The sequence below is a fragment of the Parabacteroides sp. AT13 genome, assembly GCF_002272965.1.
In the GTDB taxonomy this organism is placed as follows: domain Bacteria; phylum Bacteroidota; class Bacteroidia; order Bacteroidales; family Tannerellaceae; genus Parabacteroides; species Parabacteroides distasonis.
This window is the reverse complement of sequence record NZ_NQMH01000001.1, coordinates 148,367-165,856: the sequence shown is the minus strand read 5'-3', so window position 1 is coordinate 165,856 and position 17,490 is coordinate 148,367. Positions and strand designations below refer to the sequence as shown.

At 42.3% G+C, this 17,490-nt stretch carries 16 protein-coding genes and 1 pseudogene; 2 read left to right on the top strand and 15 right to left on the bottom strand.

Annotated features, from left to right (window positions below):
- Nucleotides 1–897: a BatD family protein gene (locus CI959_RS00845; protein WP_004289470.1), complete on the bottom strand. Its 897-nt coding sequence runs from the start codon at nt 895–897 to the stop codon at nt 1–3.
- 659 nt (nt 898–1,556) lie between these two features.
- Between CI959_RS00845 and CI959_RS00840 the strand changes: the two genes are divergently transcribed.
- Nucleotides 1,557–2,780: a site-specific integrase gene (locus tag CI959_RS00840; protein WP_004289468.1), complete on the top strand. Its 1,224-nt coding sequence runs from the start codon at nt 1,557–1,559 to the stop codon at nt 2,778–2,780.
- Between the two features lie 31 nt (nt 2,781–2,811).
- Nucleotides 2,812–3,873 (top strand): annotated as a pseudogene (locus CI959_RS00835) (phage integrase SAM-like domain-containing protein); the annotation flags it as partial.
- A gap of 721 nt (nt 3,874–4,594) precedes the next feature.
- Here CI959_RS00835 and CI959_RS21420 read toward each other — a convergent pair.
- The 14 genes from CI959_RS21420 to CI959_RS00775 form a co-directional block, all read right to left on the bottom strand.
- The gene (locus CI959_RS21420; RefSeq protein ID WP_153882950.1) at nt 4,595–4,732 is read right to left on the bottom strand and encodes a hypothetical protein; all 138 of its coding nucleotides are present in this window, start codon (nt 4,730–4,732) and stop codon (nt 4,595–4,597) included.
- A gap of 1 nt (nt 4,733) precedes the next feature.
- Nucleotides 4,734–7,424, bottom strand: a complete 2,691-nt coding sequence (locus CI959_RS00830) for a calcium-translocating P-type ATPase, PMCA-type (RefSeq protein WP_004289464.1) — start codon at nt 7,422–7,424, stop codon at nt 4,734–4,736.
- 26 nt (nt 7,425–7,450) lie between these two features.
- Nucleotides 7,451–7,624 carry a hypothetical protein gene (locus CI959_RS21415; protein ID WP_004289463.1) on the bottom strand — a complete coding sequence of 58 codons (174 nt, stop codon included), beginning with the start codon at nt 7,622–7,624 and terminating at the stop codon, nt 7,451–7,453.
- Between the two features lie 46 nt (nt 7,625–7,670).
- Complete coding sequence (locus CI959_RS00825) at nt 7,671–7,991, bottom strand: hypothetical protein (RefSeq protein ID WP_004289462.1); 321 nt, start codon at nt 7,989–7,991, stop codon at nt 7,671–7,673.
- Nucleotides 7,992–8,040: 49 nt separating this feature from the next.
- Nucleotides 8,041–9,519: a helix-hairpin-helix domain-containing protein gene (locus CI959_RS00820; protein ID WP_004289461.1), complete on the bottom strand. Its 1,479-nt coding sequence runs from the start codon at nt 9,517–9,519 to the stop codon at nt 8,041–8,043.
- A gap of 12 nt (nt 9,520–9,531) precedes the next feature.
- Nucleotides 9,532–10,914, bottom strand: coding sequence for a PP2C family serine/threonine-protein phosphatase (locus CI959_RS00815; protein ID WP_004289460.1), 1,383 nt, complete (start codon nt 10,912–10,914; stop codon nt 9,532–9,534).
- A gap of 2 nt (nt 10,915–10,916) precedes the next feature.
- Nucleotides 10,917–11,963 carry a TerY-C metal binding domain-containing protein gene (locus CI959_RS00810; RefSeq protein ID WP_032597359.1) on the bottom strand — a complete coding sequence of 349 codons (1,047 nt, stop codon included), beginning with the start codon at nt 11,961–11,963 and terminating at the stop codon, nt 10,917–10,919.
- A 6-nt stretch (nt 11,964–11,969) separates the two neighbouring features.
- Nucleotides 11,970–12,605 carry a VWA domain-containing protein gene (locus CI959_RS00805; protein ID WP_032597360.1) on the bottom strand — a complete coding sequence of 212 codons (636 nt, stop codon included), beginning with the start codon at nt 12,603–12,605 and terminating at the stop codon, nt 11,970–11,972.
- A gap of 61 nt (nt 12,606–12,666) precedes the next feature.
- Complete coding sequence (locus CI959_RS00800; protein ID WP_004289457.1) at nt 12,667–13,305, bottom strand: VWA domain-containing protein; 639 nt, start codon at nt 13,303–13,305, stop codon at nt 12,667–12,669.
- Nucleotides 13,302–13,913: a TerD family protein gene (locus CI959_RS00795; protein WP_004289456.1), complete on the bottom strand. Its 612-nt coding sequence runs from the start codon at nt 13,911–13,913 to the stop codon at nt 13,302–13,304. The genes CI959_RS00800 and CI959_RS00795 overlap by 4 nt, the downstream gene beginning before the upstream one ends.
- Before the next feature lie 29 nt (nt 13,914–13,942).
- The gene (locus CI959_RS00790; protein WP_004289455.1) at nt 13,943–14,578 is read right to left on the bottom strand and encodes a hypothetical protein; all 636 of its coding nucleotides are present in this window, start codon (nt 14,576–14,578) and stop codon (nt 13,943–13,945) included.
- 10 nt (nt 14,579–14,588) lie between these two features.
- A complete protein-coding gene (locus CI959_RS00785; RefSeq protein WP_032597362.1) occupies nt 14,589–15,284 on the bottom strand; it encodes a TerD family protein in 696 nt (231 codons plus the stop codon).
- Nucleotides 15,285–15,287: 3 nt separating this feature from the next.
- Nucleotides 15,288–15,848 carry a TerD family protein gene (locus tag CI959_RS00780; RefSeq protein WP_342982428.1) on the bottom strand — a complete coding sequence of 187 codons (561 nt, stop codon included), beginning with the start codon at nt 15,846–15,848 and terminating at the stop codon, nt 15,288–15,290.
- Nucleotides 15,849–15,957: 109 nt separating this feature from the next.
- The gene (locus tag CI959_RS00775; RefSeq protein WP_004289452.1) at nt 15,958–17,355 is read right to left on the bottom strand and encodes a hypothetical protein; all 1,398 of its coding nucleotides are present in this window, start codon (nt 17,353–17,355) and stop codon (nt 15,958–15,960) included.
- Between the last annotated feature and the right edge of the window lie 135 nt (nt 17,356–17,490).

Genomic DNA, 17,490 nt, shown 5'->3' with positions numbered 1-17,490 from the left:
TTATTCGTGTGCATGGAGAGTGATGCCCTGACAGTTCACCCGTTGTTTTACGAATTGGTGGTTGCCGTCCTCAAAAAATGCTTCAAACGGGTCTGAAGAAAGATTGTACCGCCTGATATAAACATCCATGTACAGGTCTCCTATACGAAGTTCTCCCGCCCGTAGGGGATAGAGTAATAACTTCCGGAACACCGCCACCTGATAATTCTTTCCATTCCGATGCTCTATTTGCCATGCGCTGCCCCGCAAATCTATCGGTTCTATTTTGAAATCGTCCGAAGAGATGAGTTGTTCCATATTGGCGAGGCTATCTGCAAGGGATGTGGTATATAACTTGCATTCCAACACGACGGGTTCATTTATACGAGGAGAGCGTTCTGATACGTTCATTGTCATAAAGACATCCGGTTTTGGTTGTGGGTCGGAAGAAGGAGGTAATTTCCCGTCAGGTACGACATTCACTGCGAGTTGCTGCGAATGTAGCTGATGCCCGTTCACCACAATACTTGCAGAGGGAATGGAACACCTGCCCACCTGTAATGCCTGCAACACATAAGTATAAGACTCTTGATATTTCCGGTTTATTTCTCCATCTACTTTTTCCACATTGGTGGCACTGCTTTTGGTGGGGCCAAGTAACACCTTAAGGCCTTTCAATTCGGGCACAGCAAGATTCTGTATTTCAACAGTAGCAGGTTTCTCCGGGAAAGATACAATAAATGTCAGCCGGAACTGTTTATTAATTTCGATATTCTCCGGAGCAGAAACTGTAAACGTAGGATCATTATTTGCGTATGCTTTTGCCGCTGTTCCGATAGCGCATAAGCAACATACCCATGCAATAAGTCGTTGGGAAAGAAATGTCTTTTTTGCGTGAACCGATAATTTATCCATCATCCTAAGTTCTTTTATGTCTTCCCAGTCCTTAGAAGGCTGTTATTAAATAATAAAAGCGTGAACTGCAAATACCACGTCTTAAATCGAAGGTCGTAGGAAATCTGTAGTACAGATATGGATATAGCAGCCCACGCTATAGCGTGAGAACCACTATGCCTTCCTTGTACTACATCTGAAAATTTCCTACGTTTTCGATTTACAAGATAAGCATAACGCTTCTTTCTTTTCTAAATATGTCTTGGATAGAGTTGTCTCAATCCGATTGCAAATATACGAAGAACTCGCAAAAAAACGACAAAATTTGGATAAATAAAGTAAGTGTTTGGTATTGAGGAGAGTTAAGCCAAATTCTTCTATGCCTTTCCAAATCGCTAAAATGCAGGATAATGAAAGGTTAAGAGACAGATTTGCTACTTATCCGTTGCCTTTTTTAGCCCCGGATAATCCGGCAAAATAACGCTTGACCACCCGCGGTTTTACCGTTCACCATGCAAAGAACCCTATATTTTGCCCGTAAAGATAACCGTTTTTTTCCGTTTTTCATGGAAATACAGGTTATGTTACCGGCATCCGGGGTTTTATTCTTTGTTCCGCTATAATTTTCATAACTGTAAATAACTCTATATCAAGTAATTTTGCAACATAAAAAAAATAGAGTTATGAAACAGACGGATGTAACGGTTACGTTCTACCTCAAAAAGAGCGAAATGAATGACGAGGGACATTGCCCGGTCATGGCGAAACTTGTTGTCGGCAAATTTTCAGAAGCGGCTTTTAGTGCGAAAATGTCCGTACCCGCTGCACTGTGGGCATCCGGACGTGCCACGGGTAAAAGTAACGCCGCGCGGGAAATCAACCGGCAACTGGACGATTTGCGAGCTTCAGCCATTTCCATTTATGACGAACTGTCAGCCACCCGTGAGAATGTAACGGCTGAAGAAATAAGGAATCTGTTGTTGGGGAGGGCTTTCGGGCAGGAAACCCTGTTGGGTTATTTCCGGACGTTCATCGAACATTTCGAAAAACGTGTCGGCGTGAACCGGGAAAAGGGAACAGCGCAATCTTACCGCTATGCTTGTAACTGTGTGGCTGCTTTCATCCAGGAGAAATACAAGTTGTCGGATGTTCCTTTCACGGCCCTGAACCGTTCATTCATCGACAACTATGACCTCTACCTACGCACGGAGCGCCGCTTTGCCCTGGGAACTATCGTGTTGCTTGTCACACGGTTGAACACGATTGTCGGGGAAGCCATCGCGGAAGGGATTATCACTGCCGACCCATTCGCGGGTTATGAAGCCGAACATCCCGAGCGGGAACAGAAATACCTTACCGCAGCGGAGTTACAACGGCTGATGACCACACCCCTGCACGACCCGAAACTCTACCATATCCGCGACCTGTTCCTCTTCTCCTGCTACACGGGTATCCCTTACGGGGACATGTGCCGCCTGACGACGGAGGATCTGGAAGTGGCCGAGGACGGTGAGGTATGGATCAAGACCGCCCGCAAGAAGACGAAAATCGACTATGAAGTGCCGTTGCTCGACATACCGTTGCTCATCCTCGACAAGTACCGGGATATGGCCCCGGAAGGAAAACTGCTGCCGATGTACAGCAACAACGAACTCAACCGGACACTGAAACGTATTGCCGCCATTTGCGGAATTGAACGGAAGCTCGTCTTTCACTGCGGACGCCATACCTACGCCACCGAGATCACGCTTTCGCATGGTGTCCCGCTTGAAACCGTCAGTAAAATGCTGGGGCATAGCCGCATTTCCACGACGCAGATTTACGCCAAAGTGACCGATGACAAGATCGACATGGATACCCGGTCTTTAGAGGAAAAGATTGCCGACCGCTTCTCCGTAGCTATTTAATCTATCATTGACAATCAAATTCACAACGATTATGGAAACGAATAATAAAGAGATAAAACGTCGCAGCACGTTCTCCCTGCTGTTCTACATCAACCGCACGAAAGTCCGCAAGGACGGAACATGTAAATTGTTATGCAAGGTAAGCATCGACACCAAGTCGGCCCCGATCAATATCAACGCGTTTGTCGATCCATCGCTTTGGAATCCGGAAACCAAAAGGGCGAACGGACGAAGCGAGAACGCCCGAACGGTAAACCTGGCAATAGAGAAACTGACCGAAAAAATCACCGGACATTACCGTCATATTCGTAAAAGCCTCGGTTTCGTGACGGCCGAGCTGGTCAAAAACGCCGTGGAAGGAATCGGGCAGAAACCGTTCACCCTCCTTGCCTTGTTCCGCGAGCATAACGAGGAGTTCCGCAAGCGTGTCGGCGTGGATCGCAAGGAAGAAACCTATGAAAGTTACGAGAACTCCTATAATATTTTAGCCTCCTTCGTGAAAAAAAGGAAGGAAAAGGAGGATGTAGCGTTGCGGAGCCTTGACCGGGAGTTCTACGATGATTTTGAAATATTCCTGCGTACAGATCGTGAAATGAAACCCAAGACAGTACACGAGCATCTTTACCGGTTGAAGAAAATGACCAAGCGGGCTGTCAGTCAGGGTACACTCCGGCGCGACCCTTACGGGAAGCTGCACCCGGAACTGCCCCGGCGCAAGAGCCGCCATTTGAAACTCGAAGACCTCAAAAAGCTGATGGAAACTCCCGTCGATAAACCCAACCTCCAGCGGGTGCGGGACTGGTTTCTCTTCGCTACCTTCACGGGGTTGTCCTACGCCGACCTGAAACGCTTGTCCGAAAAAGACATCACGCAGTCGGACGACGGAACGTACTGGATACACATCCGGCGCCAGAAGACCGAAACGCCCTCGGCCATCCGCCTGCTGAACGTGCCGTTGCAGATCATCGAGAAATACCGCCACGAGCGTAAAAGTGACAGGATTTTCAACCTCTATTGCCGGGGGTATCTCATCAAGCTCACCAGAGAACTGGGACGGACATACGGCTTCGACATGACCTTTCATTGCTCAAGACATATTACTTTCTCTTACTCATTGAAAACAAGGGACTTACAAAGATTGTCAGCTTGACAGGTAACGACTTGGAAACCAGCAGGCTTCTATATTCTGCTATGTTCTGCACTAATCATAAGAACGCTTTTCTCATTTGCAAAAGTAGTGTTTTTCTTCCTTATTGCCAAAGTTATTCCTCTGAAAAATAGAGTAAATCAAACATCTTGTCATTATTGTACATTTGTTGCACATCTTGCTGATGAAAATCAGTAGCACTGTCCTACTTTTAATTCAATACCGTTTCCACATTGTATTTGAGCCTAATCGTTTGCGAATAGCCTGCCTGCGCGCTTGTCTGTGTGCCGGCAGGCAGGCACGCAGGCAGACCGGTCGGCAGGCAAGCAGGATGGCTGGCAGGTCGGAGTGCGGGCAGGCTTGCAGGCCAGTGTGTGTATGTCCGCACGTGTTTGCATTCACGAGAACCCACACGCAGTCTGGCTTGCAAGCATTCATGCGGATATAACCACTCTCTTATGCCCTCTTATACCCTCATTTCCTTTCTTCTTTTGGGCAGCTTGGGCATCGGGAAACGATGCTTTGAAATCCGAAATAACAGCACTAATTCAAATCCGTTTGCTGACGGATTTCTTGTGCTCTCAAAAGCACAGCAAGGTGTCCTTCGAGTTACCCGAAGGCTTTTCGGTTACTGCCGAAAAGTGGCAGCAGCAAGGTATGTTTCGAGTTACTCGAAACCTTTCGGGTTACTCCCGAAAGCCTTGCCGCCGGGCTGCTCCTCCGAAGTCGGGCAACCTGTATATATTGAAAAAGAGGATATAGGTTTATACCCCACATCCTCTTTACTTGTTTTCTTGAAAAGCAATTTATCCCCTTTTGGTTAGTAAGTGCCATAACTCTCTTGCCCAAAGAACCAGTGAGGAAAGAACCACTATTATCACCCAGTCTATAAGTTTCATTGGAGTACAGTTAAAGAAATCATAAAGGACTTCAACTATCACTATCTGCCCAATGAAAATAATAGCGACAATAGTAAAGAACTCTTTGCTCATCTTAAGTTGGAAGAAACTTTTTCCTGTTTCAAATGAACGGGTATTGAACATATACCAAAGGTGCGTCCACACAAAAATTGAAAACAATAGAGTCTGTTCGTATGGTGACAATCCATTGGCTTCACCGAGCTTGCAATGCAACAGGTCTGTCATTTGCGTGATTTCAGTGTGCTGGAATATATAAAGGAACACAACAAGCAGCAAGAAGAAAAATCCGCCAACACCGAGAATGTCTTTCATCATAGGTTTGGTAAGGATGAAGGCTTTACGGTCACGAGGTTTGTCTTTCATTACAGATTGTGAAGGTGGTAATGAGGCAAGAGCCATAGCACCGAATGTATCCATTATCAAGTTCACCCACAGCATTTGCGTCACGGTCAACGGAGATTCTGTTCCCATGAATGCACCCACCAACACGATAAAACATGCAGCCACATTGACCGTGAGTTGGAACAATAAAAAACGCTGAATGTTTTGATAAAGCGAACGCCCCCACATTACTGCACGACAAATACTGCTGAATGAATTATCTATAATGGTAATGTCCGAGGCTTCTTTGGCTACGGAAGTGCCGTCACCCATTGACAAGCCCACATGAGCCGCCTTGAGTGCAGGAGCATCATTCGTACCGTCACCTGTTACTGCTACCACTTGATTGTTTCTTTGTAAGGATTCAACCAGACGTTTCTTATCCAATGGACGGGCACGAGCGATAATCTTCAATCCAAGCACTTTCTTATCAAGTTCGTCATCTGAAAGTTTCTCAAACTCCGCTCCTGTTATTATTGCACTGTCACTATCCTTTTTAGTCCATAATCCGATTTGCCGCCCTATTTCTTTGGCTGTTCCGGGAGTATCTCCTGTTACGATTTTTACATTAATGCCTGCGGCCATACACTTTTGCACGGCTGCTGGAACATCTTTACGGACAGGGTCGGCAATGGCAACAATCCCCATGAAAGTAAGGTTATCAGCAACCACTTTACCGTCTGCGATAGCCATATCACTGTCATTCAATACTTGGTATGCAAAACCTAAAGTACGCATTGCACGATTTTGATAGTCCGTCAGTTGTCTGTCAATATCGGCAATATTCACATTCTTGTCGATTTGCTTGCAAAGGGAGCGGATTATTTCGGGAGCACCTTTAACATAGAGGATTTTCTTTCCTTCCAGTTGGGCAGAGTCAACAACTGTCGCCATATATTTCCTTTCCGTCGAGAAAGGCAATTCTTCCACTACATTGGCATCTTCTTTCAGATTGCGGTAATCAATGCCATTATTTCTAAGCCATAAAAGCAATGCCCCCTCTGTGGGATTGCCCAATACCACAGGCTTGTCAGGATTACTTAAATCCAATGATGCCGTAGAATTAAGCGCAATGCCCTCTTTTATTAAACGGCTTGTTTCATCTGTCCCCAATGCCTGATTAGCCAAACCGTAGAATTGAGCTTCCTCAACGCTCATCTGATTTTGGGTCAGTGTTCCGGTTTTATCCGTGCAAATTACAGTTGTGGCTCCCATCGTTTCACATGCGTGCATCTTGCGTACAAGATTGTTAGTTTTCAACATCCTACGCATACTATATGCAAGGCTCAAGGTTACAGCCATAGGCAATCCTTCGGGCACAGCAACGACAATTAGAGTGACGGCTATCATTAACGTCTGGAGTACATATGCCGTAATATGTGCCCATTCCATTGAATTGTCTCCCAAAAAGTAAATCAACAAACGACCGATAACTACTAATGCAGCAAATCCATAGCTTAATTTGGTTATCAGGTCACTTAACCCATCCAATTGTTCGTTGAGTGGTGTCTTTACACTGTCATCAATTTGCGCGGCTACGAAAACCTTGCCGTTTTCTGTTTTATCCCCGACCGCAGTCACACGGAATATACCATGCCCCTCCATCACCTTAGTTCCTTTAAGAACGTGATTGGTAGGATATGTCGCATCTGGGTCAAAATCCTTTTCGTCAACGCTCTTATGGCACATCGGTTCTCCCGTAAGCGTGGATTCATCTACATTCAGACTGACACATTCCAGCAGTTCACCATCTGCAGGAACTTCTGCACCAGTATTAATGATGACAACATCCCCAACAACCACATCTTTCTTGGGAATTTGAGTTGCATTGCAGTTTCGTATGACTTCAACCAGTTCGTCATCATTCACTTGGTTTAATATGGCAAACTCCTTATCCGCCTTTAATTCAAAATAGAAAGCCAACCCGGTAGCAAGTAAAATTGCCACAAAAATGCCAATGGGTTCAAAGAACACAGTAAAACCTTCATTGAGCCCGAAATACTCGTAAAATGAAATTCCAATGGACAAAACGCCCGCTATCATCAGGATGATGATAAGTGGGTCTGTGAACTTCTCCAAAAATTGTTTCCATAACGGTTCTTTCTCTGGTGGAGTAAGGATGTTTACTCCATACTTTTTACGGCTCTCCAAGACTTCTGCATCTGTCAAGCCAATGTAATGCTTTTTCTGTTGCATATACTGAAAAACTTATTGATTAATAATTATTTGCCAAATAGGACTTTAAGTAGAGCTTTTCCCAATTTACGCTCCAATCCAGCCTTGGATGTTGGTATTCCGGTTTGACGGGCAAATTTCTGTTTTGCCTGTGTTATGCCCAGCGCACGTTTCCAAGAAAAACTTACTCCCGGTATTCTTACGATTTTCTTCCTTGCCATATTATTAGTTCCGATTTATCCAGTTTGGTTGATACAGTCAATGTTTTCACAAAACAACTAATATCAAAAGCGTAAAAAAGATACATACAATCAACGAAGTGTCAAGTTGCAAACGTTGCCCCATTTGTATTTTGGGAATAAAGCCTAAGATATTCTGCAATCTCATGAATATTCTTTCTGTTATGCCAAAAGCCTTTTGATATTTAGGGAATAGCTGTTGCTTAAAGGGTGCTATTTTCCAATAAAGTACGAGCATAACCAGAAATATGGCACACAATAATTTCAGTCCGATAATCCAATTACCTCTTGTCAACGTACCTAATAAAATTAATGCAATACCAATTAGCAGAGCGATTGATTTTTTCATTTTGCTTTATATCTATTGCTTCGTGATTTTATAAATGATTATTATCGTTCTAATTGTTAACAAGTTGAACAACAATGAGTCGTCCTCCCTGTCCTTTGTCAAGCAATATCTGCCTTCCTTCTGTTAGCGGCACATATTCGCCTATAGCGATAGGCTTCTTCTCTGTAACATCCATCATGTCAGGAAGATTGCGATTTATCAGAATCCACTGATTATTGAAGAAATGAAAATCCCCAACAGGCTTTTTGTCAGCTTCAGATGTCCGTTCACTTGGAGATACTAAATTATTTGCGTGCCATTTGTACAGAGTTTGCTTGTCATATACCATCAAACGATAATTTTCCGATATGAATTTGCCATGTGAGGGAGCATAATAAAAATTCAATATCGGCAATTGTCCGTGATATGGCTGGCCACAAAACGGGCATTTAGGCTTGGTAGTGTTGTCAAATACAAACCACTTGGCTTCACAATTAGGATTCTGGCATGGCTGTACCAAATCGGTTGTCTTGACTAAGGCATCTTCCCATTCCGCTGCACTCGGACGCTTTGACGGGTCGTGCAAACCTTCTACGAAAGCACGGTCAAACAATTTCTTCAGATACGGGCCACAAATAGTATATGGCATCTTTGCAGGGTCGCCTTGTGGCAACTCGGCAGGGGATAGTTGCTGGGCTTTAACCCTATTGGACTTGTCTGTTGGATTCTCAATAAACAAGGCTTTTGCACCCATAGACAATTCCTCATCACGTCCACTGTCATTGACATCATTCACCTTGCCGCCTCTTAACGGATGCCTATTAAGCAGGTACATATATATCAGGACAGCTAATGCATGACGGTCTGTATAGATACTCGGTAGTTTCCGTTGTTTATCATCTAATGCAAGATGCTTGGTCTCAATGACTTCAGGGGCAATGAAATCTGGTGTACCTATAACCTCAGGAGGAAATTTGCCCGGAACTACTAAACTGTCATCATCAATGATACATGCACTTCCTGTAATCGGGTCAACCAGTATGTTCTTGTAAGACAAATCCGAATGTGCCAATCCTGCCGCATGGAGTCGTCGGACAGCACGTGCAATCTTGATACACATATGAAGGTTAGTCAGCCAATTTCCTTTTTGGTCAGCAGGCAAAAATTTGTTACGCAATTTAGCGGAAGCAAACCATTTTCCCTCTTTTTCTTTACCTTTAAATGGTCCTGAAGAAAAGAAGAACCTTTTGTCATAAAATGGCATTATGATGCCTGTCTTTCCATTCCATTCTACCATTTTTGTAGGCCATGCAAACAGATTTTTCCAATAATTCCCCTCTGGAGTATCGAAAATCCGCTGGCGATAGATACCAACAATATTGGTGATACGCTCTCTGTCATTAGCATTGATTGGCTTGCGATAGAAAGCGACAACATAGGTTTTGTCAGGACTAAAATAAACATCCTTAACCCCACCTTGAGCTTTTATTTCATCATAAAACTCAACGATACTTCCGTCATTTGCTGTCAGAGTTATTTTATTTGCCATTATGCTTTACGTTTAATACAATATTGCAATGGTTCTATCGTCATGGTTTCCCGGTGACCAAAAGTCCAACCAATTCAACAACTGATTTGCAGCTTCCTCATTATCATCCGTTAATTCCACTCCATTCTCTTTAAGGTCAGCCCATAATTCATTCCACTTATCATAAGACTTCAGATTAGCGTCGGTTTCAAACTTGGGGTCGCTAACGCCATCCGTCATAAGGAATAAAGCTGTAAAGTCCGGAACAATCCGGCAATTCATTCTTTGGTAGAATTTATTGGAATCCGAAAATATCTCAGGCATTGTAAGGAAACGTGTTTGCCCGGCATATTCACCCTCATCAGGCATACCGAGCATCATCGCAGTTTCATTATCTTGGTTGTAAAGACATATTGCCCCATCGCCGACCCAGAATGAGGCAACAAACCAACCAAAATCATATTTTTTGCAGATAGCCAGTAACAATGTTGTAGAGTATTCCTTGGTCTTGCGACCTTTTGGTTGAGCCTCTGCCGCTATTGCCTTATGCGCTTTTAAGGCGGCATTACCTACGATTTTGTATATATCCGCACTAATAGCTTTACCTGCCGCTTCCGATTTTTGGTCAAGATGATAGAGATTGATGTCATCATCAAAATTTTCAGAATCAGCCAATTGTTCTTTACAATGCTCAACTGCTACATTGCAAGCTATTCTTGAACCTTCACGGGAATAGGGTGCAGACCCCGCTCCATCGGCCACGGCAATGACATACCAATTCGTTTTTTCGTCATGATACAAACGGAAATCGTCATCACGTGGCTTACCTTCTTGTGCATGTGAACGGCCTCTTTTGCTTGCAGCCACAATATCTTTTTGCGGAGTTCCATCGGAAAGTGCAGCAACTTTTACATATTCTTTTGCCGTATTATCTTTCGGATACTCTATATCTTCGGGCACAGGAATATCTTTCCATAAATCCCTTGGGTCTGGATTGATGATAATTTGTAACATACGTTCCAGATAAGGACGCTCAACAGATAAACCACGATATTTGTATCTTAACGTGACATCAAAAGTTCCGCTTTCTTTGGGAGTTCCACTTATCTTAAAAGATTTGCCATCCTCCTGCTTCTCAATTATAAGCCCTTGCACTTCTTCTGTGAGACCTGATAATGTTATGTCGGTCATTTCTTCGCACGGTATTGATACAATCGCATTATACGGCTTTCTGATAGACGCATTAGGTATAACGATAGGCAGTTCTTTTACCTTGTTCTCTATCACAACAATTTCATTCATAAGATATTCATTATATTCAGCCCACAGCTTGTTAGCATAATATTTGATGAAGCCACTCATGCGTTCATCAGATTCTCCATTGCTTAGGAGGTCTATTGCTTTTTCTATGTTCATAATCAACCTCTTCCCCGTGTTATATCCAAACCGCCATCACCAATAGCTCCTAATGAGCCTTCCATTCCACACCACGGACAAGCGGTAGTTTGACCGTCTGAACACATAATGTTGCCACATTCGCATACGACTACGCCGAATTGATTGCCACAACAAGGACAAGTGGGTACTCCTATCAAAGACATGGTGTTGATGTTGCGGTTGGACTTGCCATCGCTTAATTCTTCATAAGCCTTATCGTCAATTGGATAAGCCCCCACAAGTTTGTAGTCTATTCCTTTTACGTCAAGTTGCTCTAATCCGGGTATTTTACCTACTCGCTTGGCGTATTTGATAAGATATTCCTTTTTTGTATTTGAACATTTGCCGAGCAGTACGACAAAGTTCTCATCCACAGTGCAGTCTTTAGTCGTATCCACCTTTTCAAGGTCAATTCCCGATGTGGAAGCAAGTTGGATTTCATCAGTTCCCATATCGGTAACAGAAACACTTGTTGACTTGATTGAAGCCGTAACCCATTTGAAAAAGGCCTTGAAGGATTGTTCCCCTGTATCATTCAATCTCAACACATTGTCTGAGATTTTTCCAAGCATTTTAGTATCAGTATTGTCACCGATTGAAATACAAACCAAATTCGCTTTTCTCTTATAATGTGCGTTCCATCGGTTGAAGGCTTGCTGTGGATTGTCGGTTGGCATCCCGTCAGTAAAAAGGAAAATGATAGGCTTCCAATCGCCTTTCATTTCAACAGTTGTTTTCTTTACGGACTTGTCAATATCGTTCATCAGGCAGTCCAAAGCAGTGCCTAACGATGTTCCTCCGCCTATAGGAAACTGCGGTGGATAGAACTTGTACAACTCAGTTAAAGGAGACAAGACCTTTTCCTTTCCTGCAAAAACGATGACAGACACAAATACTGTTTCAAGAGCATACGGGTCAGTCCTTAGCTCTTGTATGATATTCCTCATGCCTTTCTCTACCTGAATGATTGGTTCTCCAACCATTGATTCTGAAACATCAATCAGAAAATATATCGGTAATCTTCTCATAAACAATTATATTACTATATTCACTTCCGCAGGTGGTCCTGGCAATTCCAAAGAATCCGTTGTTCCCACACTTTTTCCTCCTACACCTATAACATCAGAAACCCACACAAAGAATTTCTTAAACGATGTGGCATCCATTGTATCAAGTGTAAACACTTGGTCTGTGAGCTTTTTTAGCGGTTCTATCTTTGCTTTGGGACCGGCTGCACAAGCGATTATACTTGCAAAATTTTTATTTTTTACTTTGGGGATGATATTCTCATAAACCTGAATGTCGGAAGGCTTGCCATCTGTTAACACGAAGAGTAATGGACGCCAATCGCCTTTTTGTTCAGGTGTACCCTTTTGAACTTCAACTTCAATCCGATTGCAAAGCATTTCCAATGCCTTTCCAAGAAATGTCGGGCCTGAATCCGGCGTGATGATATTGGGTATCTGTAAATCGGCAAGTTCGGTCAAAGGTAAAATCTGATTTACTTCCCTGTCAAAAGTTATTATGCTTATACAAACAGTTTCCAACGCATACGGGTCTTGACGGAGAGTTGCAATCATATCAGACAAGCCAACCTTGACACTTTCTATCGGTTCACCCTTCATAGACCCGCTGGTATCAATCAAAATATATACAGGTAAATGTCTCATTCTTGATAAACTTTATAGCATAAGTGGCACAAACTGTTTCGTGCCACTTTGCTTTGTTTCTTTACACAACGATATTTACTTCTGGAGGTGGAGGAGGTAGCTCGCTCATCGATGCAACATCGCCGTGAGTATCCTCAACTTTTTGGCTGCCTGTACTGATGCTTGCGCTTACCCATTTGAAGAACGCCTTAATTGTTGCGCTGTCGGCTGTATCAAGCTGAACGACATTTTCTGTAATCTTCTTTAACGTATTCGTGTTAGCACCTTGCCCTGCGGCACAAGCTACGACCATACCGAATTTTCTTTTCTTGAACTCGTCAAGCCCCTTCTGCAAATCATCTGTAGGTTCGCCATCTGTCATAAGAAAAACCAAAGGCTTCCAATCTCCTTTGACTTCTTGTGTGGTTTTGACAATTTCGGTATCAACCTTTTGTGCAAGCAAGGTCAGTGCTTCGCCCAAAGCAGTACATCCGCTTGCTTCAATTTGGGGTTGTTGAAAAGCCGACAATTCTGTAAGAGGTGTTACCTGTTGAGCCACAGAATTGAAAGTTATGATACTAATATATGCTGTTTCAAGGGCATAAGGGTCTCCTCGTAAGGTTGAAATAAGTGTCTGGACTCCATTTTTGACCGCCTCTATCGGTTCCCCGTACATAGAGCCAGATGTATCCAATAACAAGTAAACGGGTAATCTTCTCATAAATATTTTTGTTTGACAGTTTGTAAAGTGCTTTCGAAATCTCTATCTCTTGTCGGTTCACCAATGGCGTTGAATTTCCATTCCCCATTACGTTTATAGAAAATTCCCATTACCATTGATACACTCCCCGCAAAAGTTGGGTCATTCGCAATATCATAAGTAGCAAATACTTCCCGTACCTTTGTAGGAGTTCCTTCATAAATTCTAATAGACGCAAAAGGAATTAGTTTAAAATCTTGACCACGAAAGCTGTTCAATACAAAGGCAATCTTATCTGTTCGTGGATTAACTTTGTGCAAATCAACAGTTATAACTTCATTGTCCAACCCATCGTCTCCATCCATATCTCCTGTTAAATCATCGCCACTATGTTTGATTGCCCCATCATTAGAAGCGAGATGTCTAAACCAAACTTTGTCAATGATATTACCTTGAGCATCAAACTGAGCACAACTGGCATCTAAATCTACCGCTTCAGTTGTAGTAAAACCCAACCAATTCTTTTTCTTAATTGCACCCCAATTGACACCTACACAGATGCTTTGTAGCTTCGCACCATTATCTTTTTCAAGATTAATGCGTTGTCCTTTTTCTAATCGTATTGCCATAAAATATTTTCTTTATAAATTATTCAACATTAGTCCTTGCTTCCTGGCGAGTAGTTAAATCCCCATCCATACATCATGTCACAATCCTTATGTCCATCATGGAACGTAATCAGTCTTTTAACCGTAATGGAATCATCACCACCAAAATCCAATTGAGCTATGGCGCAGAATGTTTTATTTGAAAATTGTTTTCCCATTTCAACGATTACATCTTCATGCCCTGGTACTTTAATCGTAACAACGGCATTTGTTTCAGACCATTTTGCCACGCCTTCATATATGAAAGTATAGACGATTATACGCTTTATCACATTGACCCCCTTAGGGTTTACATAGATTGTTTCCCCAGAAGAAGAGCTACCACCTCTGTCATCACCTTGATGCCAAATGTAAGGCGCGTAATCGTAACATCCCTGCCTTGTTTGCTGATGGCGGTTTCCTCCTCTGTTATGAGAGAATTGCAATCCATCAATCAACATTTTCTTTCCATCCCGAAGCTCATAAAAGCATCCGAGGTCAAGGTCTATGGGCTTTCCAAAAATTTGTTTCATCAAACTTCCCTTACTCCAATTGAGATTTATAATGATTTCTCCCATAGAGGAAGCCCCACCTTTTTCAAGGTTTATGCGATGTTGGTCGCCACTTTTTTCAAGAACTATAGCCATAGAAATGAAGTTATCTGTATTTTTCAACTAATTCCTCAAGACCGCCATGATGCCCAATGCCTGTCGCTTGAATTTTCCATCCCCCTTTGTAGCGATATAACCTGCAAAATTCAATGGAAGCACATATTGAGAAATCCTCATTTAGATCATATCTGAAGTCTTCCTGACCTTCGGTTTCTTGCCCCTGCTTATAAAGACGGACATAAGCACGTTCTACCTGACCAAAGTTTTGTTTACGGTTTTGGTAGTCATATATGCTTACTGTGATTACAATTTCTTGAATGTCATTTGACACTTTTGATAAATCTATATCCATAATTTCATCATCGCCATCTTCTGAGGTAGAACCATCTTGGTCATCTATTGACCCTATAACTGAAAATTCCGGTGAAACGGGTCTTGTCTCCTCTTTCCAATGCATATCAGCCGAATGATAGCAGCCTTGAGTATCAGTATAAGGTGGATATTTACTTGCAGAAAAAGGTTCGAACCGTGTCAAATTAGATGGCAGAACTCTATGTTCACTATTATAATATACCAAGAAATCATCATTGAGTATTTTCTTATTGGCTCCAATCATGAATGCAGACACATCAAGGTCAAATGGATATGGTGATGCCCCTTCATTCACGTCCCATCCAAGCCCAACATGAAAAATATTCATGTTGAGCACGTGATTCTGTCCTTTTACAAGATTTATAGGCATGGTTTATTGATATTTGTTGACCAATGCTTGCAATCCACCTTTGTTACCTATACCCATAGCTTCGAACTTCCATTCTCCGCCACGGCGATACAAACGCCCGAACTCAACGGCTGTTTCAATAGAGAAATCCTCGTCCAAATCATAGCGTGCTATTTCTTCGTTGGTGATTGAATTGTAGATGCGGATGTAAGAGTTTCTAACCTGCCCAAAATTCTGTTTCCTTTCGTCTGCCTTATAAATTGTAGCAACAAACAGAATCTCCTGAATGGAAGGGTCAACTTTTTGCAGGTCAACATTCAATGTTTCATCATCCCCTCCGTCACTATTGCCTCCAGTAGTGTCATCACCTGTAGATTCCACCGCTCCGTCTGGAGATTTCGGATTATTGTAGAATATGAAATAATTGTCATTGGGAATTTTCTTGTTGCTTCCCAACATAAATGCAGAGGCATCCAAATCGAAATCAAAACCTGTACCTTCATTCGGGTCCCATCCGAGACCTACACTAACTTTAGATAGACCTATGCCTATCCGCTGTCCTTTTTCCAATGTAATTGCCATAATCGTATTTGCTTAAATTTTTACGCAAAATTAGGCAATAAGTATTTGATTTACAGAAATCTGCAATATTACACCCGATAAAGGAAAAAATCGTCTGCAAAAAGTTGCAAGGTTATAAGGCCAATACCCGGCTCCAAAAAGCAGAATCCTCAAAACGGCAAATTTGCTTTGCTTGCATATCGTAACATAGACACAGTTCCGGAGGAATGGCTACACAGTAATTGCCAAAAAGATTTCGTTGAACCAAGTAGTCATCGGCATTGCTTAATAATTCTCCGATTTGGCGAATTTGTTGTTTAATCAAACTTAACATTGGCAACCTGTTTTCCGAAAGATATATTTTCGGTGCACGAGATTTATCGCCGCCAAAACCTTCATAAATCATCTCATACTTTAGCTGTATGAGTTGCATACGGTGGTCAAATCTTTTTAGAGCTTTTACATTTTCTGGTTTACTGAAATTTATTCCACCACTTCCTGATTCCAACAAAAATAAGGCATACAAGGCTTTCTCTCTTCTATGAAGTTTTGATAACTTTATTTCGGCCTCAGGCAAGAGAATCTCTCCATGAAGCAGGTCTATAACAACACTGCTTCTGACGCCTTTTCTATCTGTAAATATGTCAAATACCTGCTTGTAGTAACCGCGATAAACAAATCTTTCCTTACCTTCAAAAGAAGGATTCAATACTCTTGGCTTATACAATTTCATGAACAAGTCTGTAAAATCCCTTGCTATATTGAGAGCGTCCTTTTCGAGAGTTATCGAAAGAAAATTTGAGTATATCTTACCTTCAACAAGCGAATCGTTTATACACAAAAGCATCGACGGTAACGATTCGTTCAAGTCTTTGAGATTCATTTTCCCGACAATGCCTTCCTTGCAGAAATCAGAAGTATTCAACGAGGTTAACTGCCGTATCATATCTCCCATCTGTTTTTCTGAAATTTTAGGATACAGAAATGAAAGCAATGATAATAATTTGCTTTGTGGCAATGACTTATAATGCTCGCATACCTTTGGGAGATAGACAAAATTCAAACCTATCAATCGGAATTCATTGGATATTTCCCTGTAAGCATCAGAGATTTCTTTATTTGCCTCCTTGTAATATTCCCCTTCAATATAAAGTATCTGTGATTTTTCGGCTAACGTGTTATTGGGTAAAACTGTCGAATATATTTCAGCTTGTGTGAAATATTTTTCAGACAAACAAGCTATGATGGCAAGTACAATAAGCCCCTCTTCTCGACTAAAAGCGTTGTCTGACAAGGCCAAATTGTAAAAATCTCCAATAATGTCATGGATTAGACCTGGAGATAAATTCTTTAACAGGCAAACAGCATCGGACAAAGTCATGGAATCGCCCATAGCTTCATCATCTTTCGTTATGCGGTACTTGTCTTTGATTCCATCCAAGTAATCAATTTCTCGTAAGTCGATAATAGAATCAGCTTTCACAATGTCTGAAACTATCCGCATAATACCAGCACGTTCATTCTGCTTCATTGCCGAGTCAAAGTGCGGACTTGATTCCCGGCAAGCCTGCTGTTACACAAAAAGATTTAGACAAAAGAAAAGCGTGGGAATCATGCTTGTTACTCGTCCCACACATAGAGGCTCTGGCATCGCCCTGTTAGTCGA

Excerpts from the sequence above, each read along its gene's own strand:
- CI959_RS00830 (WP_004289464.1), bottom strand. The coding sequence starts at position 7,424 with ATGCAACAGAAAAAGCATTACATTGGCTTGACAGATGCAGAAGTCTTG.
- CI959_RS00810 (WP_032597359.1), bottom strand. The coding sequence starts at position 11,963 with ATGAGAAGATTACCGATATATTTTCTGATTGATGTTTCAGAATCAATG.
- CI959_RS21415 (WP_004289463.1), bottom strand. The coding sequence starts at position 7,624 with ATGGCAAGGAAGAAAATCGTAAGAATACCGGGAGTAAGTTTTTCTTGG.
- CI959_RS00775 (WP_004289452.1), bottom strand. The coding sequence starts at position 17,355 with ATGAAGCAGAATGAACGTGCTGGTATTATGCGGATAGTTTCAGACATT.
- CI959_RS00800 (WP_004289457.1), bottom strand. The coding sequence starts at position 13,305 with ATGAGAAGATTACCCGTTTACTTGTTATTGGATACATCTGGCTCTATG.
- CI959_RS00840 (WP_004289468.1), top strand. The coding sequence starts at position 1,557 with ATGAAACAGACGGATGTAACGGTTACGTTCTACCTCAAAAAGAGCGAA.
- CI959_RS00795 (WP_004289456.1), bottom strand. The coding sequence starts at position 13,913 with ATGGCAATACGATTAGAAAAAGGACAACGCATTAATCTTGAAAAAGAT.
- CI959_RS00825 (WP_004289462.1), bottom strand. The coding sequence starts at position 7,991 with ATGAAAAAATCAATCGCTCTGCTAATTGGTATTGCATTAATTTTATTA.
- CI959_RS00805 (WP_032597360.1), bottom strand. The coding sequence starts at position 12,605 with ATGAGACATTTACCTGTATATATTTTGATTGATACCAGCGGGTCTATG.
- CI959_RS00815 (WP_004289460.1), bottom strand. The coding sequence starts at position 10,914 with ATGAACATAGAAAAAGCAATAGACCTCCTAAGCAATGGAGAATCTGAT.
- CI959_RS00845 (WP_004289470.1), bottom strand. The coding sequence starts at position 897 with ATGATGGATAAATTATCGGTTCACGCAAAAAAGACATTTCTTTCCCAA.
- CI959_RS00790 (WP_004289455.1), bottom strand. The coding sequence starts at position 14,578 with ATGGCTATAGTTCTTGAAAAAAGTGGCGACCAACATCGCATAAACCTT.
- CI959_RS00785 (WP_032597362.1), bottom strand. The coding sequence starts at position 15,284 with ATGCCTATAAATCTTGTAAAAGGACAGAATCACGTGCTCAACATGAAT.
- CI959_RS00820 (WP_004289461.1), bottom strand. The coding sequence starts at position 9,519 with ATGGCAAATAAAATAACTCTGACAGCAAATGACGGAAGTATCGTTGAG.